Annotated in this window: 27 protein-coding genes and 1 pseudogene; 24 read left to right on the top strand and 4 right to left on the bottom strand. The window is 37.8% G+C overall.

The genetic code is table 11. The features are described from left to right. Nucleotides 1-99: 99 nt before the first annotated feature. Entirely contained in the window at nt 100-387 is a 288-nt protein-coding gene (locus ACH59B_RS17435; protein ID WP_107733218.1) for a hypothetical protein, read from the bottom strand. A gap of 170 nt (nt 388-557) precedes the next feature. Here ACH59B_RS17435 and ACH59B_RS17430 point away from each other — a divergent pair, with 170 nt between their 5' ends. From ACH59B_RS17430 to ACH59B_RS17395, 8 genes are all read left to right on the top strand, one after another. Beyond that, nucleotides 558-761 carry a helix-turn-helix transcriptional regulator gene (locus ACH59B_RS17430; protein WP_010345194.1) on the top strand — a complete coding sequence of 68 codons (204 nt, stop codon included), beginning with the start codon at nt 558-560 and terminating at the stop codon, nt 759-761. A 330-nt stretch (nt 762-1,091) separates the two neighbouring features. Further along, nucleotides 1,092-1,424 carry a hypothetical protein gene (locus ACH59B_RS17425; RefSeq protein ID WP_107733219.1) on the top strand — a complete coding sequence of 111 codons (333 nt, stop codon included), beginning with the start codon at nt 1,092-1,094 and terminating at the stop codon, nt 1,422-1,424. 640 nt (nt 1,425-2,064) lie between these two features. Continuing rightward, nucleotides 2,065-2,493 carry a hypothetical protein gene (locus ACH59B_RS17420; RefSeq protein ID WP_107733220.1) on the top strand — a complete coding sequence of 143 codons (429 nt, stop codon included), beginning with the start codon at nt 2,065-2,067 and terminating at the stop codon, nt 2,491-2,493. A 225-nt stretch (nt 2,494-2,718) separates the two neighbouring features. Continuing rightward, the gene (locus tag ACH59B_RS17415) at nt 2,719-3,219 is read left to right on the top strand and encodes a hypothetical protein (protein WP_016821718.1); all 501 of its coding nucleotides are present in this window, start codon (nt 2,719-2,721) and stop codon (nt 3,217-3,219) included. 699 nt (nt 3,220-3,918) lie between these two features. Continuing rightward, nucleotides 3,919-4,962, top strand: coding sequence for an ABC transporter substrate-binding protein (locus ACH59B_RS17410; protein WP_193189813.1), 1,044 nt, complete (start codon nt 3,919-3,921; stop codon nt 4,960-4,962). Between the two features lies 1 nt (nt 4,963). After that, nucleotides 4,964-5,740 (top strand): (2Fe-2S)-binding protein, encoded by a 777-nt coding sequence (locus ACH59B_RS17405; protein WP_017428270.1) that lies wholly within the window; start codon nt 4,964-4,966, stop codon nt 5,738-5,740. A 109-nt stretch (nt 5,741-5,849) separates the two neighbouring features. After that, a complete protein-coding gene (locus tag ACH59B_RS17400) occupies nt 5,850-7,571 on the top strand; it encodes a helix-turn-helix domain-containing protein (protein ID WP_193189811.1) in 1,722 nt (573 codons plus the stop codon). Nucleotides 7,572-8,347: 776 nt separating this feature from the next. Further along, nucleotides 8,348-8,698 carry a hypothetical protein gene (locus tag ACH59B_RS17395; RefSeq protein WP_123797452.1) on the top strand — a complete coding sequence of 117 codons (351 nt, stop codon included), beginning with the start codon at nt 8,348-8,350 and terminating at the stop codon, nt 8,696-8,698. A 378-nt stretch (nt 8,699-9,076) separates the two neighbouring features. Here the strand turns inward: ACH59B_RS17395 and ACH59B_RS17390 are convergent, their stop codons facing one another. Next, nucleotides 9,077-9,826, bottom strand: a complete 750-nt coding sequence (locus tag ACH59B_RS17390; RefSeq protein ID WP_123797451.1) for an SDR family oxidoreductase — start codon at nt 9,824-9,826, stop codon at nt 9,077-9,079. A 241-nt stretch (nt 9,827-10,067) separates the two neighbouring features. Here ACH59B_RS17390 and ACH59B_RS17385 point away from each other — a divergent pair, with 241 nt between their 5' ends. Continuing rightward, nucleotides 10,068-10,637: a TetR/AcrR family transcriptional regulator gene (locus ACH59B_RS17385; RefSeq protein ID WP_113049945.1), complete on the top strand. Its 570-nt coding sequence runs from the start codon at nt 10,068-10,070 to the stop codon at nt 10,635-10,637. 94 nt (nt 10,638-10,731) lie between these two features. Here ACH59B_RS17385 and ACH59B_RS17380 read toward each other — a convergent pair whose 3' ends face one another. Beyond that, the gene (locus ACH59B_RS17380) at nt 10,732-11,139 is read right to left on the bottom strand and encodes a hypothetical protein (protein WP_017428266.1); all 408 of its coding nucleotides are present in this window, start codon (nt 11,137-11,139) and stop codon (nt 10,732-10,734) included. A gap of 511 nt (nt 11,140-11,650) precedes the next feature. Here ACH59B_RS17380 and ACH59B_RS17375 point away from each other — a divergent pair. The 15 genes and pseudogenes from ACH59B_RS17375 (at nt 11,651) to ACH59B_RS17305 (ending at nt 21,085) form a co-directional block, all read left to right on the top strand. Next, nucleotides 11,651-12,100, top strand: a complete 450-nt coding sequence (locus ACH59B_RS17375) for a GNAT family N-acetyltransferase (protein WP_113049944.1) — start codon at nt 11,651-11,653, stop codon at nt 12,098-12,100. Between the two features lie 89 nt (nt 12,101-12,189). Next, nucleotides 12,190-12,642: an N-acetyltransferase gene (locus ACH59B_RS17370; RefSeq protein WP_153795390.1), complete on the top strand. Its 453-nt coding sequence runs from the start codon at nt 12,190-12,192 to the stop codon at nt 12,640-12,642. Between the two features lie 145 nt (nt 12,643-12,787). Then, nucleotides 12,788-13,327: a DUF4375 domain-containing protein gene (locus ACH59B_RS17365; RefSeq protein ID WP_243537404.1), complete on the top strand. Its 540-nt coding sequence runs from the start codon at nt 12,788-12,790 to the stop codon at nt 13,325-13,327. Between the two features lie 203 nt (nt 13,328-13,530). After that, nucleotides 13,531-13,977 (top strand): oxidoreductase, encoded by a 447-nt coding sequence (locus ACH59B_RS17360; RefSeq protein ID WP_153795406.1) that lies wholly within the window; start codon nt 13,531-13,533, stop codon nt 13,975-13,977. A 174-nt stretch (nt 13,978-14,151) separates the two neighbouring features. Further along, a complete protein-coding gene (locus ACH59B_RS17355) occupies nt 14,152-14,730 on the top strand; it encodes a hypothetical protein (RefSeq protein ID WP_243537414.1) in 579 nt (192 codons plus the stop codon). Between the two features lie 19 nt (nt 14,731-14,749). Beyond that, on the top strand, nt 14,750-15,373 hold the full coding sequence (locus ACH59B_RS17350) for a hypothetical protein (RefSeq protein WP_017428253.1): 624 nt from the start codon (nt 14,750-14,752) through the stop codon (nt 15,371-15,373). A 71-nt stretch (nt 15,374-15,444) separates the two neighbouring features. After that, the gene (locus ACH59B_RS17345) at nt 15,445-15,885 is read left to right on the top strand and encodes a hypothetical protein (RefSeq protein ID WP_017428252.1); all 441 of its coding nucleotides are present in this window, start codon (nt 15,445-15,447) and stop codon (nt 15,883-15,885) included. An 87-nt stretch (nt 15,886-15,972) separates the two neighbouring features. Then, complete coding sequence (locus tag ACH59B_RS17340) at nt 15,973-16,470, top strand: hypothetical protein (protein WP_017428251.1); 498 nt, start codon at nt 15,973-15,975, stop codon at nt 16,468-16,470. Between the two features lie 48 nt (nt 16,471-16,518). After that, nucleotides 16,519-17,394, top strand: a pseudogene (locus ACH59B_RS17335) (class I SAM-dependent methyltransferase). Between the two features lie 48 nt (nt 17,395-17,442). Next, nucleotides 17,443-17,661: a GNAT family N-acetyltransferase gene (locus tag ACH59B_RS17330; protein WP_017428248.1), complete on the top strand. Its 219-nt coding sequence runs from the start codon at nt 17,443-17,445 to the stop codon at nt 17,659-17,661. 79 nt (nt 17,662-17,740) lie between these two features. Further along, a complete protein-coding gene (locus ACH59B_RS17325; protein WP_017428247.1) occupies nt 17,741-18,196 on the top strand; it encodes a DinB family protein in 456 nt (151 codons plus the stop codon). 21 nt (nt 18,197-18,217) lie between these two features. Then, complete coding sequence (locus ACH59B_RS17320) at nt 18,218-18,841, top strand: bifunctional 2-polyprenyl-6-hydroxyphenol methylase/3-demethylubiquinol 3-O-methyltransferase UbiG (RefSeq protein WP_017428246.1); 624 nt, start codon at nt 18,218-18,220, stop codon at nt 18,839-18,841. 139 nt (nt 18,842-18,980) lie between these two features. Continuing rightward, entirely contained in the window at nt 18,981-19,241 is a 261-nt protein-coding gene (locus tag ACH59B_RS17315) for a hypothetical protein (protein ID WP_017428245.1), read from the top strand. A gap of 203 nt (nt 19,242-19,444) precedes the next feature. After that, the gene (locus tag ACH59B_RS17310; RefSeq protein WP_044788059.1) at nt 19,445-20,044 is read left to right on the top strand and encodes a YdeI family protein; all 600 of its coding nucleotides are present in this window, start codon (nt 19,445-19,447) and stop codon (nt 20,042-20,044) included. A gap of 18 nt (nt 20,045-20,062) precedes the next feature. Beyond that, nucleotides 20,063-21,085 (top strand): phosphotransferase enzyme family protein, encoded by a 1,023-nt coding sequence (locus ACH59B_RS17305; RefSeq protein WP_231124941.1) that lies wholly within the window; start codon nt 20,063-20,065, stop codon nt 21,083-21,085. Between the two features lie 142 nt (nt 21,086-21,227). On the opposite strand, the gene ACH59B_RS17300 is transcribed toward ACH59B_RS17305, so the two are convergent. Further along, nucleotides 21,228-22,091, bottom strand: a complete 864-nt coding sequence (locus ACH59B_RS17300; protein ID WP_017428242.1) for a sulfurtransferase — start codon at nt 22,089-22,091, stop codon at nt 21,228-21,230. Nucleotides 22,092-22,095: the final 4 nt, after the last annotated feature.

Below are 22,095 nucleotides of genomic sequence, written 5' to 3'. Positions count from 1 at the left end.
GCCCTTGGTCCGGCAGAAGCCGTACACCCAGCATACGCTGGGTCGTAAATACAGGAACGTTATACGACAGAATCAAAATGAAAAAGAGCCAGAAGGCTCTCAATCTAAAGATATATGTAATTCGTTATGCAGGTGAAGAGCGTCCTTAAAACCTTGCAAATAAATTTCACGTTCTAAAATAGCTTGAACAGAAAGCTCAGCATCATCGTAAAGGAATAGGGTCTTCTGTATATTCTCCGGTACTCCTTCATGTAACTGCTTGAAGTAAAGATTCCGTTCGGATGAGATTTGGTTGTAGCTGGAGTTGTTTTTGATAAGCTCGCCATATAAAGATTCAATTCGAGTATGAATCAGTGAATCAAGTAAGAGTTCTAAAGAATTATGCATTTTGAACACCATTCAATGTATTTGATTTTATGAATAAAACTTCAACTTATTAAATATAATTTTATTATATTAAATAATTAAGTCAATACATGTTGAAGATGTTTTTGATAAAGAAAATATACTTTCATATAATTAAAGAAAATTCACTTGATGTGTGAAAGGAATATCAGATGATTAGTTATAAACCTTTTCAAAAATTATTGATCGACAGGGAGATTAAGAAGCAGGATTTATTGAAAATGACAGGTATTTCGTCTGCTACAATGGCGAAACTCAATACGAACGAATATGTGTCGTTAGAAGTGATTGATAAATTATGTGCGGCTTTAGGTTGTCAGCCAGGAGATTTATTGGAACATATAGCAGAACAATGAAAGATTAGAATCAAGAATGGATGCTGGTTAATCGAAGAAGTGATTCCATCGTATAACATAATATTCAAGCAGCGGCTCCAGATGGAGCCTTGGTCTGCTGGATGGGTTTCAGGGAGGCATTTCAGCAGACAACCCTACGGGTTCATGAATACAGGAACGTTAAGCGCAACTTCTAGAAGAGCGCATTTAAGAACGATTCAAAGTCGAGGAATTACCAAGATCGACGAAGCGGATTCGAACAAGAGGTGTAATCTACAAAGCAAACACTTTACAGGTTTTAAGCCTGTTAAACGTTAAAGTGGACTTAAAGATTTATCACGGAGGGAATATATGGATTTCGGAAATAATTCTAAAGAGAATCGTGAAATAAAGATCTCAAAAGATTCAAAGACATTTTTAGAACTAAGAGAAATCGTTAACAGATTTGATCCTGTGAATTTAGTTGAAGGTGGTGCTCCTGATGACGAACATGATCGTTTAACTACGGAAATATTAATGTTGCTTTTTCAGGAGTCGATGGATGGGATTCGGGATCTTTTGATCAATTGTGAGATATGGTATGGATATGATCCCAACGATATTAAAGAAGAGCACAAAGAACGATTTAACAGAAAGATTGAAAGAACGCATAAAGAGATTTTAAATTGGTATGCCAAGAATTAGAACCAAGAAATTAGATTTATGTCAGTAAAGGATCAAAATGAAGTCAACTCAGGAAGACAGAAGCAACGCTTAACATAAGTCCTGTAAAATTACATTGAAAAAACTATTAAAGTATGCGATTCATAATCTTTTAGATGATATTGATATCCCAATAATTTTTGAAGGTAAAACTACAAAGATCCTTTTGATTTAATTATAGATTTTAAAAGTGCAGATCATTCACTCAAAGGAGAAAAAAGAATATTTTGGGGCGAAGTTAATTCAATCTCATCGAATAAACAATTTTTAAACTGTGGCGCATGGGATGGAAAAGGATATGAATTTTCTGTTTTATTAAGCGAGAGCATCTCTAATAGTTCCAAATTGAAAAAGATACTCTGGAATAAAGGCGTTTATTGTATTTTTATAGCAACATTATACTTTAATAAAAATGATAAGCCTTATATTCGGTTGAATGATATTAACTTAATGGCTTTAGAAACTAAACAATAATTCAAGAACGAATACCATCGCCTAACATAATATTCACGCTGCGGACTTTCGTCCTAGGTCCGGCATTCGCCGGACACCCAGCATGTGCTGGGTCGTGAATACAGGAACGTTATGTGAAATCGACGATATTATTTAAGAGGTAAGCACAATGAAGATAATAAGAAATAAAGAAGAACTTGAAGGCACTTGTTATATTGAAATTTTGCCGGGTAGATATCTTGGTCAATGTTGGAATGATACTTCAATCTTTTTGACCGAAGAAGTATTTGGTTTTATAGAGAAATCAATTGAAAGTGAATATACTACTTATGATCACTATGCTTTTAATGAGATTCAAAAGGAAATTTGGTGGAGAATCCTAGGGAGATTAGAAAGAGTAATAAATCTTCTTGAAGGACAACCCGAAATGAATACACTTAAAGAGCATATTGGCTTTTTCTTTGGATGTAGTGAAGATGAATTTATAAAAGACTATGAAAATAACATTGAAAAACTGAGGAAATTAATTAACGAATTTCAAACATGGATTAAAGAGCGATTGAAATCCCAAAATTATATTTCAGTACTAGGCATTTAGCTAATTTGAGGAAGTTGTCGACATCACATAACATCTTATTCACGCTGCGGAACCTGACGGCTCCTTGATCCTCCCGAGGAATTTTCAATGGAGTGGATCTAGGCGGACAAAACCTGCGAACCTAACCGCGTCGCGGCCGCCCCGTTGGGGCTTAAGGTTCTCGGGTTCATGAATACAGAAACGTTATGTGAAATCACATAAGATTTTAAAGGATGGATGATTCAATTGGATAATTTAGCGCTAGAGAGCTGGATTGATACACATAAAATTATGGATAGGACCTTAGAAGGTTTTTGGGTAACATTCAATAACTACATGAAAGAATGTCCAGAAGAAATTAGTTTGTTTTTTGATGAATTGAATCTAGAAGATATTAAGCCTTCAATAGATACAATTGAGTATAAAACTATTTTTCATTCCGATTATCAGATTGCAGACAGTCACTATTCCCAGCAGGTTATATCTACGTTAGACATTTACTACAAAAAAAAGAGAATAGGTTATTATAGAATGTTCTTTTATACCGATGGCGAATGCTTTGACGATAGCCTAGTTACGGAATGGACAGGCTGGTATATAACATTGAAACTTAAAGCGTTAATTGAACTTCAACAAGAAATTAAAAATGAATTGGTAAAAAATAAGATCAAAGAAGATGAAATCGAAAAAATCTATAATTTAATAGATAAACAAATATCTAAAATCAAAGTTCAAATCCATAAATAATTGTAGGTAGAAAGTTCGAAGAAGATGTGGCATCACATAACATAATATTCAAGCTACGGCTCCTTTGGAGCCTGGGTCTGATAGAAGGGTGTCGGAGAGAAATTTCAGCAGACACCCCCTAACGGGTTCATAAATACAAGAACGTTATAGGAAATACTTGATAAAAGGAGAAAGCAAAATGTTTTAGAAATATCTGCGGATGAAAGGGTATTAAAGATAGATGTTTCACCGAAAATGGCTTATGAATCCAAAGGAACATTTTATGAGTTTCCACATTCAGAATTTAATGAAGAGTACCCACAAATTTATCATACAAACCTCTGTTGTAGTTTCAATGGAACAAATGGATATGGAATGTACATTGATGCAAGAGGTAGAAACCAATGAAAAGAAAAATATTCTTTTGAAGAAAATAAAGATCAAATAGTTGTTGCTAGATTAGAAATAACGGAACTCCCAAATGAATGGAAAGAAAAAATGGGAGATTCTTGGTTTTGTTGGCTTGATACGTTAGACGATGATTATGCAGTAATTAGTAAAAGAGCTGATAGAATTGTAAATGAAGATATAGCGGTTTACATGTCGCATTAGTCCGGCTGAAATGTCGCAAAAGTACATGGTAACGCGATGTGGAGATATATTATACTCGCCTTATATTTCGATAATGAAAATCATTATCATACATAAGGAGGATTCAGCATGAATAAAGGAACAAAGAGGCAAGCTGCCGGAAGCATGGCACATGCTAACCATAAATCACGATTTTTAATGGGCTGGATGCTGGCCCTTGTTCTTGTACTGACGGCTTGCGGGGCCGGAGCAGGTACAAATGGCGGCAATGAGTCGTCTGCTACAACTCCAACGGAAACGCCTTCAAATGAAGCGTCTCAGACTGCCGGAGCTTTCCCGGTTACGATCTCGCATAAGAAGGGTGAGTATACGCTTAACGAGAAACCAAAGAAAATTGCTGTGCTTGATGTCAAATTTCTGGATCAATTGCTAGCCGTTGGCGAGCAGCCGGCAGGCAGTGTTATCGCTGAAGGCAATACCACATTTCCAGAATATTTAGGCGATAAGCCGGGTGACGTACAGGTTTTAGGTACAAGGGACAAGCCCAATCTGGAAGCGATTGTAGCATTGGACCCGGATCTTATTTTAATGACTGATTTTCAAGAGAAAGAGTATGAGAGAGTAAGCAAAATAGCGCCCACAATCGTACTTGACTTCTACGAGGACTGGCGAGATACGTTAGCTACGGTGGCTGCGATCACAGGTAAGCAGGCAGAGGCAGAAACTGTGCGTAAGGCTTATGAGGACAAAATTGCAGGACTGAAGGAGAAGCTGTCGGAAAAATTGGGAGAGGAAACGGTAGCACTTATTCGTCCGAGAAAAGAAGGCATTCGTGTTCATGGTCTTGAGCATCGAACAGGCGGCATTCTGTATGAGGATTTGGGCTTAAAAATGCCTGCATTAGTCCAGAAGATCAAAGATGATACCTCCGTTGAAATCTCGATGGAGAAAGTTCCTGAGATTGGTGCAGATCATTATTTTGTTCTGTCTGATGAGTTGTTTGCGGCAGAGGCAGAGGCTTTGGATAGCAGCTCAGTATGGAAATCCCTTGATGCAGTCAAAAATAACCGTGCATATGATGTTAATTCTACACTTTGGATCGCTTATTATGGCCCACTTGCAATTAATATTATTGTAGATCAGGCATCGGAAGCACTGTTGGGATCGAATTAAAATGGACCATTATCTATCGACTGACTTATGGCAGCAAACGGTGGAAGAACACTCGATTCGGCTTGGTGAGCCGTCTGAAGATAATGTCCGTATTATTGCTTTGAGTCAACTACATGAAGAAGCTGCATGCCGAGAGTATTTAAGCTGGCTTCAAGAGTATATTGGTGCGCCTGACATAAGGGTAGCTGCTTCGATGTTAGCTAAGCGAATCGGCTACCTGTGGATTGCTCCGTTACTGACCGCGATGAGCGTTCATCATCAGCATGTTTCTTTTCGGCTAGACAACAGCTTTCTCTATCATCCGACGCTCACAGCTAATGAGGGGGAGACGCGTTTTCCTTTTCTGGCTATGAACGGGCTTCGGGCAGAAGCACTAACGGGAGACAGGGAAGTATGGCGGGAAAAGGTGGTAAAGGAGATGTTTTCGTTACACCTTGCACCGCTGTTAAAGACGCTTGCTGCGATTGCTCCTCTTTCGATGAGTATCCTTTGGGAGAATATCATGATACGCATTGTCCCATTATATACTCCTGAAGTAGACAATGCTGAGCAAGAAAGTCAGCACATCCAGGCAGATTTTTCATATCTGACGCAAGGAGCGCCCGGGCATTTGTTCGGTGTAAAAAGAAATCCGTTCACTCGGTTCACAAAAAATAAGGACAGCATTCCAGTCGTGAAAAGCAAGCGTACCACCTGTTGTTTTTATTACCAGATGTCAGGGGAATATTGCAGAAAATGTCCGAAAATTGACAATGAGAATAAATCTCAATTAAAATGACAACAGCAACAATTTTACTTTTGCTAACAGGCCTGGTTGTAGTTAATTGGTTAAGCCTAGTCATGTGAGTCACTCTAGCAAAGGATGCTATTGTCAGGAGATGAGAGAAATGCCGCTACAAGAACAGACAAGTCTATGGAGTGATACAACGATCAAGATGCTTGACGAGTATAGCGGTACTTTGCAGACAGGCAGTGTTCTTCGCGAAACGGAATTAACCTCGAATGTGTTGTTGCTGGCATACGGAGGGGAAGGAGAGCTTGCAATGAATGGTGAGGTTTGCCACATTGGAGCTTTTTTTGCTGGTCATATTGTTAAGGGGACATCCTTAACGCTGACGGCCAGATCAGACGACATTTATTATATCGTGATCATGTACAAGGCTTCTTCTATGGAGGGAGCCTCTCTTGTTTTGCCTTCATATCGAAAACATCCGTTGCGCACTTCATTTGTGCAAAATTCGGTAACCCAAGCAGAATGGATCGAGAATGCAGAAAAAATCGTTGCCAAATGGCGTCGTGGCGAAGGGATGGAACGTTTTCATGCCAATGCGTTGCTTCAGGGTATGATCTACGAACTGATCATGGATTACGAACGTGGTCAGGGAGGAGAAGCGTCTGACATGGTGGATGTTGTCGCTTCATATATAGCGTCGCATTATCGCCAGAATCTGGAGCTTAAAGAGCTGGCAGCCCTTGCTGGATGCAGCTTAAGACAGCTGCAGCGACGATTCAAACAAGAGAAGCAGCTCGGACTGATTGAGTATGTCATTCAGTTGCGCATGGAGAGTGCATCGCGGATGCTGCGTCACACGGATGCTCCCATCGGTGAAATTGCTGACAGAATGGGCTATCGCGACATGTATTATTTTAGTAGGGCGTTTAAGAAATATTATGGCGTCCCTCCGCTACGTTATAGGCTTGATGCCGCTTCGAAAACAGATATAGACTATGCCCATTCCTTGCAGCGGAACCGCACAGCTTCTTCATATGAGTCGGCCCAAGGCTCGGTGATATGTCATATGCGAGGGGAATACTATGTTATCGGATCTCCGAAGCGTATCGCTGTACTCGATGTGCAATATGCCGATCATTTGCTTGCGCTGGGGCTCTCTCCAGCAGGTAGTGTAGGACTAGGCAATGCAGTGTTACATTTCCCTCAAACGATCAGGGCAGGACTTCAGAATACTGAATTACTCGGAACATATGAGTACCCCGACCTGCTTGCAGTGGAACGACTGTCTCCGGATCTAATTATTTGCACCGAGGTACATGAGCCGCACTATGAACAGTTAAGCCGGATCGCTCCAGTTCTCATGTTTAAGCGCAATGAAAACTGGCAGATTATTCTGACTCTGTTCGGTGAACTGACAGGCAAACGAGAAGAGGCAAAGCGTATTATAGCGGATTATCACCGACGAACCACATTGCTGTCCGAAGAACTTGCTCCCGTTCTGGCAGGCAAGAGCGTGGCACTGATCCGTCCGCTGGATTCTCTGGTTCGCGTGCATTCTGCCTCTCATCGTACAGGGGCTGTGCTGTACCATGATCTAGGTCTGCCTGTTCCGTTATTTGTGGCAGATACCTCCGACACGGCCTATCACATCACAGTTGACAGACTACCGGCTGTACATGCCAGCCATTACTTCTTGCTTAGCCATGAACTCATGCAGGAGGGAATATCTGCGACAGAGCAACGTGTCTGGGGAATGCTTGATACCGTTGAGCGCCAGCACATACACTCGGTCGATGCCGCGACATGGATCGGCTGTTATGGACCCACAGGCATCAATGGCATTGTGGATCAGATCGCTCAGGCTTTGTTGGCTTGATGGGGGAAGAAGTTGCTACTTGTGCTCATAGAGATTTTAACAGGAACTAAAGACAGTTCATCTTTGCCTTATGTCATAGAGGGAAAGTTGAACTGTTTTCTTTTGGCCAATTCATCAGATAACATCATATCCACGCATCGGAGCCTGCGGTTCCTTGGTCCGGCAAAAAGGAATGCCAGGGAGTGGGGGCAGGCGGACACATACGCACCGCGGCCGCTCATTTCGTTCGCATAAGTCAGAGGGACATCGTGAACACAGAAGCGTTATATGCTAGAAATGATGGATAACAAATAGAATAAAAGAAAAATACAAGTAAATAAATGAGAACACTTGTTTGCGAATGTGAATACAGGTAAAATATAGATACAATTGACTCTTGGGTGGGCATGGTTTTCCTTCGAAAAGTGAGACCATGGAAGTAAAAGATGCGATGACTCTAATGTTACTATTTTGGACATCTATTCTTGCATTTTTAACATGCCTCAATAACAACAAGAGAAGGTAAAAAATCACCTAAAGGTTAAGAGCCGAAGGTGGGTTTTTATTATCTGAGACTTAGAAGGGAATAAACCCTCCAAGCCAATTGTACTGACCAGATGTTGACCGTACTTGATCTTTCATTAAGGGTGTACTAACAGATGAAAAAAGAGGAATCAAAGAAAAAATTAGATAAGTGAAGTGAAAAGCAAGTTAGTAAGCAAACTCATATGCGAAATACTATGCAACAATTTTAAAAATCTATTAAAACAAAAACAAGAAAATGAGGGATATGCCCAATGACATTACAGGACCTATTTAATGAAAAACCAACTCAATTGTGGAACAAAAGAATGGTTGAATACGGAGATGATCTTTTTACGGAAGAGAGATTATTAATGTCTGATAAAGTCCTGGATAACTATCTAAACCAATTAATATTATTACAAGAAACTAAATATCCTGAAAGTATTATGAAGGCTGTAGAAGAAATTGTAATTTCTTTTAATGAATTGAATGAATCGAACGATTATTTTATTGAAACGATGGAACGTGAAGAATTGGCTGAATTTATAGACAAGGCAGCAAGATTAGCTGGATTAGAAATTGAGGAGGATCAAGATATTACAGAAGAATGGAGAGAATGGTGATCGTGAATTAAACAGGATTTCTAAGTAGATTCAATGAATTCATGGTACCTTTGCATAACATTACATTCAAGCATCGGGCCGAGACAAGCCCGACCCTTGGTCCAGAAAAGGCATTTCGGAAGAGCAAATTCACCGGACAAATTCAACCAGCTAAGTGGCAGAGCCACCCGGCATTACGTGCCTTAAGCTGTTTGAACTTCGGGAATACCCAACGTTATGTGAAATCAACAAAATTATTTAAGAAATAAACATGGGTGTGACCGCTTGGCACTTTTTCTTATTCCACGTACAAGTTGCAGTAAAATGAACATGAAGTAGACGGAGATGAGTGTTTACTTCATGTTCGCTTAAATTTTTGAAAATTAAATTACAGATGGATCAATGGATCTTTGGAGGTTCAGAATTCATCGTATCGTTAAGCTGGGTCACAAAAACATTTTCGTTCGGGCCAGGGTTATTTCGAAACATTTTCGCTTCATCCACCAAAATTTCGTCTGTATCCGTGCCGAGTATCTTTATTGTTGCATCAATGAATGAAGCAAGCGGCATCGCCCGTGGTTCATCGTTGTTGCTTTGAACCCATGGGGGTACAATTTCTATTACTTTTACCGATGTGTCTTTAAGCATGTACCTTTGGGACAGCGTATAGGTATGAAGTGCTGCCTTCGTCGCGGAATATACAGCAGTTGTCGCTAATGGTACAAATCCAAGTATTGAAGTCGTGTTGATGACAACCGCTTCTTCTTTGGACTTCAAATGTTCGATGAATGCAGAAGTTAACCGAATGGGACCTAGCAAGTTTGTCGTGACAGTCGAAATCAAAACATCCTCATCAATCACGCCCGCCGAGTCATCGGACTGTATGATGCCGGCGTTGTTAATCAAGACATTAACATCCGGGTATTCTTCGATTAACTGCTTGGCGACCGCCTTTATGCTGGCAGGATCTTGTACATTCAATTCCACTGCAGACATGCCGGGATTCGCTTTGATCGTCTCCTCCAGACGCTCTTTACGTCGACCGGAGATAATAACTTTGTTTCCAAGCTTGTGGAGAGCTATTGCTAACGCACGTCCAATCCCTGAACCACCGCCTGTAATAAAAATCGTGTTTCCTGTAAGTTTCAATTTTTAAAACCCTCCTAATTCTTGTGGATAAATTCATCTCAAAGATTGTTAAAACAATAGCTTTCATGATTATGGCTTCTTTAAAATTGAACATATGTTGAATCATCAACATAAATTTTATAAAATGAATGTATCAGAGCGGTATATGGGGTTCAATGGTTAAAACAAGCGTGGTTGTTGATTTTTCAACATAGGACTTCCAAATGTTCATTTTTTCGGATGGTACAAAGGGGAGAAGGATATGGACAGGCGTATTCAAAAATCGAGGCAAGCCATTATTGATGCTTTTATGAGGCTGATGTCAGAAAAGGAATTCGAGAGAATTACGATCAATCAAATTGCGGAGGAAGCGAATGTCAATCGTGGAACGGTTTATTTGCATTTCACTGACAAGTACGATCTGCGCGATCAATGTATGGAAGCTCAAATTAACGAGTTACTACGCAATTGTATGTCTGAAGATAATTTCTTTCATGTCCCTTCCAAAACCGCACTACTGCGCACGTTTGAATATTTGGAGCAGCATGCTTCATTCTATTCAAGAATGCTGACGAACAAGGGAAGTACGGTTTTTCGGAACCAAATGGAGACAATGTTTCGGCAAAGTCTGAGCGCGCATCTGGATTCGATCAACCTTGATCAGGAAATGAACAGGGACATTACGGTGCAATTTTTAATTTCAGCAGCAGTGGGGGTATTGGAATGGTGGATTACCCGTTCAATGCCATATCCGTCAGCGGTCATGGTTGAACAATTTTGGAATTTGCTGAACCGTGGTGTCGAGGGGCACGAACGAAAATCGTCCAGATGAGCCTCTAATGTAGAGGTTTGTTTGAGACTGACACCCATAATGAAGATAATAAAAAATAAGGTTTTCATTTTATACTAATATTAGGAAAATAGTATCAAATATAATGTAACCATCTAATCGAATATTGAGCTACAGCAGATTTACTAACATCTTGATTAGGAAAAATAACCCTATAATATTGAGTAGCTGCAGAATAAACATAGTCTATATCTATATACTTAGGACTTCCGATGCTTAAGAAACCACCAAGTCTTATATACCTAGCAAATATTGTGGGTTGATCATGAGAAATAGCAATTCTCACCGCTGTACCAATTCTATACATCTCTCCAACGCCTATTGTCACAGGTGTATTTGTAGAAAACATAACAAAAGATTCTTTTTCCGTCTGGTTTTGATTTATTGTTTTCACATAAAGATCACCGGATATTTCTAAAGATCCTCCATCCAAGTTGTGCCCATAAGAAATTCCGATTAATGTTACTTCAAGCATCACAGCCATTTCTACATCTCCTTATGACTAATTTCCTGTCAAAAAATCGACCATGGACTAAATTATTTTGTTACCGAAAGGCTTCTGTTTCAAAGAAATAATCTCCAAGAATAATTATATATGCCAAAATTATACTCTTTTGATTGTTCTAATCGATACGATTATATTCTTGAGATAATTCCAATATGTAAAAGTTTTAAAATAAAAAATAAAAAAGCTCGACTTAAAAGTTAGTGTTTGACGAAGTTATTCCATTTTCATCCTTATCCTTTACGTTAAGCACTGATGTCAGTTTGGAGTCAAAAAATTGCAGATTGATTTTGAATACATAATGAAGAAGTTCGGTAACTTCTGATAACATAATATTCAAGCTTAAGAATTCTCACAGAGCTTTGACCTGCTGGGAGAGTTCGAGGAGGGTTTCAGCAGACAACCCCTTTGGAATTCATGAATACGGGAAGGTTAGACGAAACCTGTGCAAGAAAAAAATAAAAAACAAAAAATAATGGAGGTATGTTGGGTGCTGACATTAGAAAAAGCTAGAAAAAATGATGCACAAAAACTTGCTGAAATACAAAAGGCCAGTTTTGAGGATGAATCAAAGCATTTTAATATTAACGGAACCGTTGGGCCCATAGGATATGATTCCATAAGTTGGCAAGAAGAAATGATGCAAAATTGCGAATATTTCAAGGTACTCTTTAATGGAGAAATAATCGGGGGAGCTATGATATTTGTAGAATGTAATCGAGTGCATAATCTAGGAAGGATCTTTATTGATCCAAATTTTAAAAATCAAGGAATCGGAACGAAGGTGATGGAGAAAATTGAAAGTGAATTTCCAGATAGCACTGAATGGTGGCTGGATACTCCTAGCTGGAGTGTGAAGAATCATCACTTTTATTCAAAGTGTGGGTTTACTAAGGTTAGAGAAGAAGGTGACTTATACATTTTTAAAAAGACTTTATAAACTTATGTAATGTACAAACGTTATGATACATCAGTGCTAAGTGTTACCAAGAAGATATTTAATGAAAAGCATGAAAGGGAGGATTTACAATGCAGATTGATTTTGCAATTGAATCAGATTATGAGTATATCTCGTTAAGAGACAAGCACATACATAAAACACTGATAAGACCAAAAATAAAAGAAAATGAAATTCTAATAATTAGAGAATCCAATCAAGAAATAGGTTGGATGAGATACGGATTTTTTTGGGACAACACACCATTTATGAATATGATATGGATAGATGAGGAGTACAGAGGAACAGGTATTGGTAAAGAAGTTGTCCACTATTGGGAAGAATTAATGAAACAAAAGGGATTTGAGATGGTCATGACCTCAACACAGTCGAATGAAGGAGCTCAACATTTTTATAGGAAGCTTGGATATAGAGATGCTGGATGTTTAATGCTTGAGAATGAACCTCTGGAAATAATACTGACAAAGGATTTGAACCAAATTAACGTTGAGGAAATCATGAAGGAAGTGACCTTTAAAATATAATATTCAAGCTGCGTCTCCAATGGGGCCTAGGTCTGCGAGTTGGATTACGAAGAGGAATTTCGCAGACAAACCCTTTGGGGTTCATGAATACAGAAACGTTACATGAACCATGTAAAACCAAAACTATGAAATCAAGGTGAATATGATGAGCACCCTAAATCATGTTATAAAGCTATTAATTCCGCGCCATAATAACTTTTCGGCTGCAGATCTTGTGGAACACATGGGTAGTGTTATCTACGGAGAAGAGGCTAGCTCAATACGAGACATAATTTATGAGGTACCAGAATCTTTGCGGACTATTATTTTGCTAATAGATTTTGATACAGAATTATCAATGAATGGGGTTTTCGGATTTCTGGAAAATGCCACTGGAAAGTACTTGAATGAAACAATTGCTGCTTTAAAGCTAATTAGAGCGGAAGAAGATTCGTCTATTATGAAGGAGATAAGGGATATTATTGAAGGTATTAATTTTAATGGAAAAATAAAATTGGAACAATATCAAGTTACACCATTTGAAGAGAGACATGACATTAATAAGAGGCTGCTTGAAAGAATTAAAGAATTGGCCGATGGACTGTACATATATTCAATCGATAGAGATATTTTTGAGTACTTAATTGGTTATCTCTCTGATAACTGGATTGTATTGTTGCAAGAGCTTAAGGATGTTCGTAAGTAATTCGCAGAAGTGCGTTGGTATCGTCTGACCCGGGATCGCTGGGCGCTGATTCCCTGGTCCGGTCGAGGCCTTGATAAAGTGCATCAGAACAATCCTGCACTGATTAAGCGCATCACGCCAGTCCTTTGGTCCTTAAGCCAGTGAGGGTTCGTGAATACAAGAACGTTATGTGAAATCTAGATAATCAACAAGGAGAGAAACCAATGACAACGATAAACACTCTACAAACTAAACTTTCCAGCCGATATGATGAATTTGACCCAGAACAAGATGGAAATAAAAACACAAAGTTTGCAGATTTAATTATTGATGGAAGATCACTTTACCAAATGCTCAAGAAACACGATCTTGTTCCATCCTTAGGATGGGGAAGCGAAGATCAACAAAAAGAAATGATTCAATATTTTTTACTAAAGAAACCACATGAGGATATGTACTATAGATATCCAATACTTGTATGTCCTTGGTGTGGAGATGAAGAGTGTGGTTATATTTCAGTGAAAATTGACAGGGAAGAAGAAATTGTAATATGGAAGGATTTCAAATTGGAGCATGAGAACAAACCAATAAATATAGGTCCCTTTTATTTTGAATGGGCAAACTATGAAAGAGTCATTCATGATACTTTTGGAATAATAGAAAAACAATAATGTACACTGCTTCGAAGAAGCTAAGACATCACTTAACATCATATTCAAGCAGCATCTCCTATGGGGCCTTGGTCTGCGGGATGGCTTTCGAGGAGGTATTTTAGCAAACAACCCCTAGCAAGATTCATGAATACAAGAACGTTATAGGAAAAGGACGCAAACCATAAAAAGAAGGTGTTCAAGCTGTTTGGTTTATTTAGGAAAAAGAAGACAATATTTGAAAAACAACTAAACCAACTTTCTGAATTGGGTATTTTTATGAGGGCAGGTTTAAAGAAAGAATTACTTTTAGAAGAAACTTCAAAAAGTGAATATGAAGAAGATCCCTACAACTTGCTACTACTTACTTTAGGTGGAGAAGTTGTAGTAAATGATGAATTTATAAATGTATCTGATAAAATTTGGTATCTGGATACGGAATGTATTGAGGATCATAGAGATTATGTAAGAGTAATAATGCGATTAGAGAATATGACAAAACTTAATTTAAATAAGATAACGGATTACGTAGATATTCAGAATAGCACAGTATGGGTCTCCTTTGAATATATGAATGAATTTATAAGATGGGAAATGAAAGTAGAGGATGATTGGTTGGATATGGAGATATTCAAGAAATTTAATGAGTTAACAAAGACTGAACAATCCATGAAATTGTATATTTCAAATTTAGATCAGGGCTGCCTAGTGGGCTATTTTAATCAAGAACAAGTGATCGAATTAAATAAATTAACAAAATATAAATTTGTATGACTAAAAAGGAGCCAAAACAATGAGTGAATTGACTTCAGGAAGCTTATCACTATTGAAATATAAAGAGGCAATTCTTGAGCATCATCCTGTATACGCGGAGGATTTAAATGAAAAATGGTTTGTTTTTATAACCAAAGACACAGAAGAAAGTGAAGAAATTCCGGAAAGTCTATTTCAAATTTCAGAAAAAATCCCAGTGTTATATTTTTATAATTTTGAAGATCACTGTTGGGGATACCGTGTAGTTTACAATTCACAAGAGATAGCAAGTCTTCATATATCTTATGTTTTATTAGATACTTCAATTATTAAGCTTGCAGAAGAAAGATATCCAGAGGAAGATCACATTGAATTTTTATATGTCGACCCTAGAGGGGACAAAATCAGAATTGAATTAATTGAAGAAGTTCTGAGATCTAATGAATACAATGAGAAAATAGCAAAACAGTTTACAAATTGCAATTTAGAAACATTTAGATTTTTTGAACTGGATAATAAACAAATAAAACAATTAGAGGATATTTTAAATAATAGTTACTATACACAATTAGAATCTGAGCATGAATTAGTAGAAGAGTTTAAAGAATTATTAAACATTGAGGAAATGAGTTGGATACGAGCAGATAGAATGAACGAAGATTAGAAGCAAATAGATAGTGAGGACTCGTGAAATATAAGCACGTTAGGTGAAACGCGGAGTGTTAGGAGGTTTGCATGAATTACGATGAAGTAGCGAATGAAGTATTCTTTAAAGATGGAAGTCTAAGGGACATTTATATATTGGATACAGACATCCAAATATGGGCTATAATTTTTGAGTATTTGGAAAGTAACGAAATTAATTATCGAGTGACTATAGATGGGCTAATTACAAGAATTAGGGATATTGCTGAATTGTTAAGAATTAAAAAAGAAGCAAGTATTGGGATAACTATTGAATATAGTGAAATTGATATTTGTGGGCATTTTTATGAAGGAAGCGTTATTGAATTTGATATTTCACCAATACAGATAGACTCAGAGAAAAAAATAGATATACTCATGAACTTCCTAAAAAGCCTAAGTCGAAAACTAAACAAAACGATAATTATTACCCCAGAGATGACTATGGAAGAGGTGCTAGTTCGAGTAGAGCCTAAAGGGAAATTGAATTAAGTAATTCACACTGTGGTCGCTTTTGCTTCCTTGGCCACGAAACTTTATCTGAAATACAGCAAAATACTTTATGGAGTGATGGATCTTATGGATGTAAAAAAGCTAAGAGATTGGGTAGACAAACACAATATAAGAAGTCGGGCATTAGAGGCTTTTTGGCTTAATTTAAATAACTATAGGCTCGAGGAGCCTGAGCAATTTGATGAGTTATTTTGGGATTATGATAAAGATTATTTAAAGATCTTAATAGAGGATGTTTCCTTACATATCAAGAGCTTGGAATATTTAGACCCAATTAATAGAGATCTTGAGTATGTTGAAGTGAAAATTAGAATCGAGTATCGAACAAATCATATAGGTTATTACAGGCTGATCTTCAATCTAGATGGTACGGTAGAGGATGATTTTTTTATTTCTGAATGGACTGGATTGAGGTTATATCAGACAAGGGCCTTATTAGAGGATATTAAAGAAGAAATAGAAGCTGAAAGAATAAATGGAGAAATAACAGAAAAAGAGGCTATTAAGTTAAAGGAAATAATAGATGAGAAGAAGGACATGATTAGAAAGGAATTTAGTCATTAGAGCAAGTTATCGGAGAAGCGACGTAATAAAATAACTAGGGGGATTTTTATGTCTGAATACTACTGGGACATTAAAATTGATTACCTAAGAAATACCCGCTGGTTGTACTATAACGATGATTATTTGGAATTTCTTATACAAAAGGTGTGGAAGATAAATAAACCTGTAGAGATCGTAGATTATGGATGCTGATTTGGATATTTGGGACTAAAGCTTCTTCCATTGCTACCAAATGGATCAACATATACTGGCATTGACAAAGGCATGGAATTAATAAAGCAAGCCAATGAAATATTTTCGAAACTCTCTTATAATGCTGAATTTGTAGAGTGTGATATTGAAAAAGTGGAATTAGAAAAGAAGTATGACATAGCAGTCAGTCATGCTTTTTTATTACATATGCCTAATCCAAAGAGTGTTCTACAAAAGATGCTTGATAGTGTCCAGGATAATGGAATGGTTATCTGTTTTGAACCGCATTGGATTGGTAATATGGCGAATTATTATCTAGACGGAATTGAACAAAGCGATGTCATCCGGTTAGGGATTCTACAGGAGTTATATGAGAGAGATCATAAGCGTACGGCTAAGGACGGAAATATAGGCATCCAAATACCGATCATGCTAAGCCAGCTAGGCTTAAGAAATGTAGGGTGTAGGGTTAGCGATAAGGTGAACTTTCTTGATCAGAACATGGACACGGAAAGTAAAAACATGCTTTATAGTTCTTTAAAAGAAGAAGGCTTGGGACAAGAACCTAATGATATTTCAGAGGTATTCAAAAATTTATTGGCCAGAGGATTAAACGAAATGGAAGCTCAAAAACAATATGAAGCAAAAGCAACTTTTTCTGAAGAGTTCAGTGATAAATCTTGGTTAGTATATGCGCCTAATATGAAGATTTCTTTTGGTACAGTTAAATGAAATTAGTGCAAATCATTATAATACCAATACAATCAAAGGTGAAGCGCTATGCACTCTAAAGAGAATTCCACGTATAGCCTGGCTATAGAATGTAAAGACACTCAGTATTTATTTGAAAATACGGAGATTAAAGAGTTAAATGCAATTGCATTACTTGAGAATGGACCATCCAATAGAGTTATTCAAAAAAGTGATTTTAAGTTTGTTGGTGAGATAGAAATAGATGCTGAAAGAAATAATCATTATAGAATTCATAAAAATTTTTAGCAAACCCCACTTTTGGGGTTCATGAATACAAATACGTTATTCTAACTAACGCAAATCTGAAAAGAGGGGTGTGGAAACCATGAATGAAAAGTCGCAGTTACTAGAGGAGTTCAAGGAATGGATATGTTTTGTTTCTGAGATTCGTGAAATGGATTGGCAAATAAAGATTGCCGAAGATAAATGGTCAGTTCACGATATCGTAAGTCATATACTGCTGTGGGATAAATACTTTTATGAAGCAGCCATACATCCGATATTAAACAATACGCCTTTGACATTAACACATATTGATTTTAATCAATTTAATCAGGATACTGTTGAATATGGGAAAACAAAAACGAAGGAAGAATTAATTGAAATGACTATTCAGTACCGTAACATGATATTGCAGAGCATAGAGAGTTTGGAAGATGATAAGTTTACTAAAGAATATACTGACGGGAAGTTTACTGTAATATCTTATCTAAGAGATTTTATCTGGCATGATCAACATCATATAAGACAGATTGATGAGCTTAAAAGAAGAGCTATGTGAGTATATAGGCAGGTGAATAATATGAGAGATTATTGGAACAAAAGGTTTGCTGAAGAAGGAATGATTTGGGGTTGTGAACCAAGTCAAACTGTAACGCAAGCTATAGATTTGTTCAAAAAGAATAATGCACATCATATATTGGTTCCTGGTGCTGGATATGGGAGAAATACTAAGATGCTCTCTTCTTGTTTTCAGGTTGATGGAATTGAGATATCTAGTTCAGCTATAGATCTAGCAAAAGAATGGGATTTAAAAACGAATTTTATTCGAGAATCGGTGTTAGAGTTTCGTACAAGCAAAAGGTATGACGGCATATATTGTTATGATTTATTACATTTATTTTTGTTGGAAGACCGAAAAAAACTGATACAGAATTGTGTGATACATTTGAAGGGACAGGGAGTGATGTATTTTACGTGTTTTTCTGATCGCGATTTTAATAATGGCGTGGGTAGAAAAGTTGAGGAAGGAACATATGAATACAAGAAAGGGAAATATGCTCACTTCTTTACTGAAGAAAATTTAATTGAACATTTTAATGATTTGAATATATTAGAAACTGGTTCCATAAAAGAATATCTGACACATGCAGAAAAACAACAAGAATATGAATTAAGATATATAATTGTTCAAAATATTGGATAGCTATTTCGGGGAAGTAATTCAACAGACACACCCTACCGCTTAACTGCCGCAAGTGGCAGCCGGACTGTTAGTCCTAAAACGCTAGGACATCGTGAATACAGCATCGTTATATGTAATTGGAACCGAAGGGAATAAAAAAATGAGAATGCAAGACAAACCAATAGTAAGTATTATAGGCTTGGGATTATTTAGTCTGACACTAGTGGTGCACATTTGTTTTAAATCAATAAGAACAATGGATGATGTAGGGATGGGTATATTATTGTCTTTGGTAAATGCCATATTTCTATTCTTTCCATTGCTATGGGGAGTATTGGGTGCGGTAGAATTCTCAAGAATAATGAGTTGGAGTGAGAAAATAAAGACAAGAGAAGTGAACGAAGAAGTTTGGGTTATGTAATTTATAGATGGGATGAGGTGAACATATAATAAATATAGCAATGTGACGGCTATTCTTCGATTGACTGAATTCGTATAATAAAAAATATACGTTTCGGCTTTGCCCTTGATATCGTGATTTCTTCTGTATTCGTATCGAAAATCGATTTTCTGTAAATATTTATACATAAACATGATGAGCAAAAACATAAGGGGGGAGCTAACATGACAAATAGAGAGGAAATGAATCCTAAGGTTGATGTGTATTTAGGAAAAGTGAACAAATGGAAGGCGGAAATGGAGAAGTTGAGAGCAATCATGCTTGACTGCCAGCTCACTGAAGAACTGAAGTGGGGTAAACCTTGTTACATGTTTCAGAATAGTAACATAGCTATAATACAAGGCTTTAAAGAACACTGTGCGCTTATGTTTTTCAAAGGTGCTTTGTTAAAAGACCCCAATGGTATTCTAATCAAACCTGGGGAGGATACGCAGGCAGGGCGGCAGATTCGGTTCACGAATGTTGAAGAAATTGTTGAGATGGAAACCATCTTGAAAGCCTATATTATTGAAGCCGTTGAAGTGGAAAAAGCCGGTTTGAAAGTGGATTTTAAAAAGAATACAGAACTCATTTTTCCAGAAGAATTTCAAGCTAAATTAGATGAAAATCCTGCTTTGAAAACTGCTTTTGCTGCATTGACGCCGGGACGACAAAGAGCATACATTATGCATTTTGCTGCGCCCAAACAATCTAAAACTCGGGAATCGAGGATTGAAAAATGTATGCAGGACATTCTCGCAGGAAAGGGATTAAATGATCGATAAATTCGATGAGAAATAAAATTGAAGGGAGATATTTATTTGGATTTTTTTCCGTTGGAGATATCTGTACTATCTGCCGATGCACTTCGTGAGTACATTTCAAGAGAATATTTTTCTTATGGCTTACTTAAATGCCGGTTATTTTATAGAGGCATACATGACATATATAGAGTTAATGCAGACGAAAAAGAGTATTTCTTTAAGGTATACCGTCAAGGGATCAGAAGCATGGAAGAAATACAAGCAGAGGTAGATTTGCTCAATCACCTAAGATCATCAGACATTGAAATCACTACACCAGTTACAAGACATGATGGAAAATTTATTTCACAGTTCAACACTGCAAATGGGATAAGGTATGGAGTGCTATATACGTCTGTTGGAAAACTTGAGTTTAATCAAATTGCGGAAACGGCTGAATTAAACGAGAGATTAGGTAGTTATATCGCTACAATTCATAATGCTTGGGACAAATGTGAGCTTGGAAAAAAACGATGGAATCTAGATGCTGCCTCATTTATAGATAATTCTATGGATGCTATCAGACAGTTCTCAACCATTCATGATTTTGACCTGCATTTTTTAGAGGAAGTTGCAAAGAATGTGAGCGATAAACTAGAGTATTTAACTGTTGAAAGACCGCAATATGGTATATGTCACGGCGACATATATAGTGGGAATATCCGAGTTGACGCTAACAGCAATCCTATCCTTTTTGATTTTGATTTCTGTGGAAATGGATGGAGAGCATATGACATATCTATGTATGCTTTCCCATTTGGCATGGGATGTGACGAAACGAAATTAAAAAAGAGAGAAGAACGAAAATATCAATTCTTAAATGGATATAACAAGGTTAGAGCTATGAGCCAAAGTGAAGTAGATTCTATTGCCCTCTTTATTCCCTTCAGAAGAATTTTTAATATTGGCACTCTATACATTTCTTATCTTCCAAATACTTGGGGAGACTCTGCTGTCATCAGGAATGTAGATGAAGATATTAAACTGCTTCAAAAGTGGTTGGAATTAAACCCTATATTTTAATTAGTATGAAAAGCTAATGATAACTATATTCCGAAATCAACCTAGAGATCCTTTACATAAATAAAGCAAACCCACTGCCATGAGTCTAACCGCTTAAGGCAGTGGGTTTGTCTTTAAAACCTTTATATCCGTTAAAAACGGATTATTCCTCCCCGGTCGCCACCGGATTTTCCTCATAGCTGATCCAATCGCTCCAGCTTCCTGGATAGAGTCTCACATTACTAAATCCTGCCTCATTCAAGGCCAGAACATTCGGGCAGGCGGATACGCCTGATCCGCAATATACGATGATCTCAGCGTCCTGATCAAGATCAGAGAAATGCTGTTTCAACTGCTCTGCATTTTTAAATGCACCCTTTTCGTCCAAGACCTCTTTCCAGAAGAAATTCACTGCACCGGGGATATGCCCCGCTGCTTGATCTATAGGCTCTTCCAGTCCCAGGTAGCGTGGCCGCTCTCTGGAGTCGATCAATATAGGTGAAAACCCGATATAGGAGCCAACAGGAACAGAAGCTTCGGATATACGTTGTACTTCTTTCATACTTGTGAGCATTTGCGGCTGAATATTTGCCACAAAGGTCGAGGGAATGCGAATCGGCTGGTCTGCCGTAACGGGGAATTTTGCTTCCTTCCAAGCGCTGTAGCTTTCTTCCAGCACGTATACCTGCTCATGACCAAGGTAGCGCAGCAGCCACCAGAAGCGGGAGGCCATCATCCCCCCTTGGTCATCATAAGCGACGATGCGTGAACCTGCATTGATCCCGGCACGGCTCAGACGTGCAGCGAGTGTATCTACATCAGGTAGTGGATGGCGACCACCATGCTCGCCTAGAGGAGCGGTAAGGTCTTCTTCCAAATCGAAGTGAATCGCCCCAGGAATGTGGTCTTCATTAAATTCGGTCCGTCCAGCCCCGGCTTGTCCGAGCACGGAACGGCAGTCGGCAATGATTATGTCGGGTTCATACAATCGGGCCAACAGCCAGCGCTTAGATACGATGGATTTCATAGAG

The organism is Paenibacillus sp. DP01, assembly GCF_044784315.1.
Taxonomy (GTDB): Bacteria; Bacillota; Bacilli; order Paenibacillales; family Paenibacillaceae; genus Paenibacillus; species Paenibacillus polymyxa.
This window is presented reverse-complemented; position numbering and strand designations above follow the sequence as displayed.

Coding starts and splice junctions, on each gene's coding strand:
- ACH59B_RS17435 (WP_107733218.1), bottom strand. CDS start 387: ATGCATAATTCTTTAGAACTCTTACTTGATTCACTGATTCATACTCGA.
- ACH59B_RS17430 (WP_010345194.1), top strand. CDS start 558: ATGATTAGTTATAAACCTTTTCAAAAATTATTGATCGACAGGGAGATT.
- ACH59B_RS17425 (WP_107733219.1), top strand. CDS start 1,092: ATGGATTTCGGAAATAATTCTAAAGAGAATCGTGAAATAAAGATCTCA.
- ACH59B_RS17420 (WP_107733220.1), top strand. CDS start 2,065: ATGAAGATAATAAGAAATAAAGAAGAACTTGAAGGCACTTGTTATATT.
- ACH59B_RS17410 (WP_193189813.1), top strand. CDS start 3,919: ATGAATAAAGGAACAAAGAGGCAAGCTGCCGGAAGCATGGCACATGCT.
- ACH59B_RS17405 (WP_017428270.1), top strand. CDS start 4,964: ATGGACCATTATCTATCGACTGACTTATGGCAGCAAACGGTGGAAGAA.
- ACH59B_RS17400 (WP_193189811.1), top strand. CDS start 5,850: ATGCCGCTACAAGAACAGACAAGTCTATGGAGTGATACAACGATCAAG.
- ACH59B_RS17395 (WP_123797452.1), top strand. CDS start 8,348: ATGACATTACAGGACCTATTTAATGAAAAACCAACTCAATTGTGGAAC.
- ACH59B_RS17385 (WP_113049945.1), top strand. CDS start 10,068: ATGGACAGGCGTATTCAAAAATCGAGGCAAGCCATTATTGATGCTTTT.
- ACH59B_RS17380 (WP_017428266.1), bottom strand. CDS start 11,139: ATGGCTGTGATGCTTGAAGTAACATTAATCGGAATTTCTTATGGGCAC.
- ACH59B_RS17370 (WP_153795390.1), top strand. CDS start 12,190: ATGCAGATTGATTTTGCAATTGAATCAGATTATGAGTATATCTCGTTA.
- ACH59B_RS17365 (WP_243537404.1), top strand. CDS start 12,788: ATGAGCACCCTAAATCATGTTATAAAGCTATTAATTCCGCGCCATAAT.
- ACH59B_RS17360 (WP_153795406.1), top strand. CDS start 13,531: ATGACAACGATAAACACTCTACAAACTAAACTTTCCAGCCGATATGAT.
- ACH59B_RS17350 (WP_017428253.1), top strand. CDS start 14,750: ATGAGTGAATTGACTTCAGGAAGCTTATCACTATTGAAATATAAAGAG.
- ACH59B_RS17345 (WP_017428252.1), top strand. CDS start 15,445: ATGAATTACGATGAAGTAGCGAATGAAGTATTCTTTAAAGATGGAAGT.
- ACH59B_RS17340 (WP_017428251.1), top strand. CDS start 15,973: ATGGATGTAAAAAAGCTAAGAGATTGGGTAGACAAACACAATATAAGA.
- ACH59B_RS17330 (WP_017428248.1), top strand. CDS start 17,443: ATGCACTCTAAAGAGAATTCCACGTATAGCCTGGCTATAGAATGTAAA.
- ACH59B_RS17325 (WP_017428247.1), top strand. CDS start 17,741: ATGAATGAAAAGTCGCAGTTACTAGAGGAGTTCAAGGAATGGATATGT.
- ACH59B_RS17320 (WP_017428246.1), top strand. CDS start 18,218: ATGAGAGATTATTGGAACAAAAGGTTTGCTGAAGAAGGAATGATTTGG.
- ACH59B_RS17315 (WP_017428245.1), top strand. CDS start 18,981: ATGAGAATGCAAGACAAACCAATAGTAAGTATTATAGGCTTGGGATTA.
- ACH59B_RS17310 (WP_044788059.1), top strand. CDS start 19,445: ATGACAAATAGAGAGGAAATGAATCCTAAGGTTGATGTGTATTTAGGA.
- ACH59B_RS17300 (WP_017428242.1), bottom strand. CDS start 22,091: ATGAAATCCATCGTATCTAAGCGCTGGCTGTTGGCCCGATTGTATGAA.